This is a genomic window from Nonomuraea sp. NPDC001684, assembly GCF_053596515.1.
This window is the reverse complement of the sequence record NZ_JBSFGJ010000699.1, coordinates 1-3116: the sequence shown is the minus strand read 5'-3', so window position 1 is coordinate 3116 and position 3116 is coordinate 1. Positions and strand designations below refer to the sequence as shown.

Sequence of the window (3116 nt, the reverse complement as noted above, 5' to 3'; positions counted from 1 at the left end):
TGCTGGACCCGCACCGGGTGCTGGTGGAGGGGCCCACGCGGTGGCGCAGCGCCGAGATGATGTGCCCGCCGGCGCTGCGCCCGGCGGTGGTGGTGCTGCTGGCCATGATGGCCGCCGAGGGCACGTCGGTGCTGCGCAACGTGTACGTGATCAACCGTGGCTACGAGGACCTGGCCGAGCGGCTGAACGCGCTGGGCGCGCGCATCGAGACCTTCCGCGACATCTGATTTTCGTCGGTGGCGGCCGCTACCGTCTCCTCTGCAAGCTGCATGCCTGCGCGCGGCGTCGTCCGCGGGCAGGTGCGTTCGGTGCGTCGCCGAGATGTGAGGAGGGGAGCCGGTGCGGCCCGCGGAGCTCGACAGGTTGACGGTGGGACAGGCGGCTGACCGCTACGTGGAGCTGGTGGTGGCCAAGACGTCGACGGGCGCGCTGTCCCCGGCCACGGCCGAGGTCTACGCGCGTGACGTGGCCACGCTGGTGGCGCTGGCCGGCGCCGACGTGGTGCTCGACGACCTGACCGGCGAGGACGTCGATGCGATCTTGCTGGCGTTCGCGCGCAAGCCCGACGCGCGGCAGGCGGGCGGGTCGGGGGCGGGGCAGTCGCCGTCCTCGCAGGCCCGGTTCCGGCGGTCGATCTCGGCGTTGTTCAAGCACGCCACGCTGGCCGGGTGGGTGCAGATCAACCCGATGACGGCGGCGACGGTGACGGCCAAGCAGCGGGGCGGGCTGCGTCCGGAGCGGCGGGCGCTGACGCGGGAGCAGGCCCAAGGGCTGATCGGCGCGGCGCGGCAGTTGCGGGAGGCGCCCGAGCAGGAGGGCAAGCGCCGCGACCAGCGCATGCAGTTGCGTGACGCGGTGATCGTGCTGCTGCTGTCGACGGTGGGGCCGCGGGTGTCGGAGCTGGTGCGCGCCAACGTGGAGGACTTCTACACCAACGACGGGGTGCGCTACTGGCGGATCTTCGGCAAGGGCGGCCGTACGCGTGACGTGCCGCTGCCCGACGACGTGGCCGAGGTGTTGCAGGCCTACCTGGCGCGGGGGCGGGGCCAGGTGGCCGGCGCCGACGACGGCAAGGCGCTGCTGCTGTCGTGGCGGGGGCGGCGGCTGGCGCGGGGCGACGTGCAGGCGGTGATCGACCGGGTGCAGCGGCACGTCGATCCCGATCAGCGGCGTTCGGTGACGCCGCACGGGTTGCGGCACACCACGGCCACGCATCTGCTGGCCGACGCGGTCGACATGGACGCGGTGCGGCGGGTGCTGGGGCACAGCGACCTGTCGACGCTGGGGCGTTACCGCGACGAGCTGCCCGGGGAGCTGGAGGTGGCGATGCGGTCACACCCGCTGTTGCGTGACAAGCCGTCCCGATAGGGCCTCGGCCCCAGGGGGCGATCGGGGTCGTGATGGCGGCCATCGGGGTCGTGATTGGCCGGGGGCGGGCGGGGGCTGGTTAGCTCGGCCGCGTGAACGGACAGATCACCACCGGATGGGTGGACATCGCGGGCATGGCGGCCTACACGGCCCTGCCCGTGGGGGTGCGGCGGCCCGTGGGCGTGCTGGTCGCCGGTGAGATCTTCGGGGTGAGCGGGTACGCGCGGCGGATGGCCGACCGGCTGGCGGGGTTGGGGCATGCGGCCGTCGTGCCCGACTTCAACCACCGGCACGAGCTGCTGCCCTCCCCCGCGGGCTCTTCGGCGGGGCTTGTGCGGGAGGGGGTCGGGGTGCCGGTTGCCGTGGATGCGGTGACGGGTGGCCCGCTGGGGCGGGTGGTGGAGTTGCCGGTCGATGCGGCCGGCCGGGAACGGGGGCTGGAGCTGGCCTGGCTGCTGCGCCGGGAACAGGTGCTGGATGACGCGCGGGCCGCGTCGGAGCACCTGCGGCGCGTGGGCGCCCGGCCCGCTGCGGCGGTCGGGTTCAGCCTGGGCGGCCACGTGGTGTGCTCGGTGGCCGGTGAGCTGGGGCTGGCGGCGGCGGTGGCGCTGTACCCGGGGTGGCTGACGGGCACCGAGCTGCCGCTGAGCCGGCCGGAGCCGACGCTGGAGCGGGCCGCGCGGGCGCCGGGGCGGCTGGTGGTGCTGCTCGGCGCCGACGACCCGATCATCGACGGCGCCCAGCAGCGGGCGATCGCCGAGCGGCTGGAGACGGTGGTGTATCCGGGGGCGAGCCACGGGTTCGCCGCCGACGAGCGTGACACCTTCCACCCGGCCGCGGCTCAGGACGCCTGGCGGCGCATCGAGGACGTGCTGGATGAGGTACGCCGCTCCCGTGCGGAATGACCTCGGCCCGGACGGTCAGGTGCGGGCGGGGGTGGCGCGGACGGCCAGGCGGTCGAGGGAGATGCCCAGGACGTCGGCCAGTGAGGCGATGGTGAAGAACGCCGGCGTGGCGATGCGCCCGGTCTCGATCTTGCGGAGGGTCTCGGCGGACATGCCGGCCGCGGCGGCGACCTCGACGATGCTGCGCTCGCCTCGGGCCTGGCGCAGCATGTGGCCGAGCTGCTCGCCGCGCAGCCGCTCCTCGGGGGTCAGCGGGGATCGCACCATGCCGCCCACCCTACACCCGCGGGATACTTATACCGGTATTGTTATCGCCCCCGGGCGGACCTCCACCGGCCCCAGGGTCAGGGGATGCGGGACACCTCGGGGAAACGGCTGTCGGGCTCCTGGAACAGGCGGGTGGGCTTGCCCAGCAGGTGCAGGTCGAAGAACGCCCCGACGTAGGCGCGCTGGGCCGCCACCGATCGTTGCGGATCGATCGTGCCGACGAAGTCGGCGACCGGCACCCCGCTCTGCTTCCCGTCCTGTGCCTTGGGCAGCGCCGCGGCGATCTGCGGCAGCAGCGCCTGCAGGTCGGTGAACGAGCCGTGCGCGGCGCCCTTGAACCGCAGCTCCCGCTTCCACCCGGTCGAGGCCCGCCAGAACGACTTCCAGCTCGGCTCGCTGTCCCGTGTGTGCGTCTGGGCCGCCAGCTGCAGGAACGGCCTGGGCACGCCGGTGGCGGCGACCGGGCCGACGTAGCCGCCGTCGAGGTTGACCCCGGCGTCCACCCGCGGGTCGTCGTGGACGAGCTGGGCCGCCACCGACCCGCCCAGGGACTGCCCCAGCGCCCCCACCCGCGTC

General features: G+C 74.2%; 3 protein-coding genes and 2 pseudogenes. 3 read left to right on the top strand and 2 right to left on the bottom strand.

Annotated elements, in window-relative coordinates; all coding sequences use genetic code 11:
• The 3 genes and pseudogenes from ACWCSD_RS50305 to ACWCSD_RS50295 form a co-directional block, all read left to right on the top strand.
• Positions 1–227: pseudogene (locus ACWCSD_RS50305) on the top strand (UDP-N-acetylglucosamine 1-carboxyvinyltransferase); the annotation flags it as partial.
• 112 nt (positions 228–339) lie between these two features.
• Complete coding sequence (locus ACWCSD_RS50300) at positions 340–1368, top strand: tyrosine-type recombinase/integrase (protein WP_397156717.1); 1029 nt, start codon at positions 340–342, stop codon at positions 1366–1368.
• 92 nt (positions 1369–1460) lie between these two features.
• On the top strand, positions 1461–2273 hold the full coding sequence (locus ACWCSD_RS50295; protein ID WP_449926578.1) for a dienelactone hydrolase family protein: 813 nt from the start codon (positions 1461–1463) through the stop codon (positions 2271–2273).
• Positions 2274–2288: 15 nt separating this feature from the next.
• Here ACWCSD_RS50295 and ACWCSD_RS50290 read toward each other — a convergent pair whose 3' ends face one another.
• Both ACWCSD_RS50290 and ACWCSD_RS50285 read right to left on the bottom strand, forming a co-directional pair.
• A complete protein-coding gene (locus ACWCSD_RS50290; protein WP_358286695.1) occupies positions 2289–2540 on the bottom strand; it encodes a helix-turn-helix domain-containing protein in 252 nt (83 codons plus the stop codon).
• A 77-nt stretch (positions 2541–2617) separates the two neighbouring features.
• Positions 2618–3116, bottom strand: a pseudogene (locus ACWCSD_RS50285) (lipase); the annotation flags it as partial.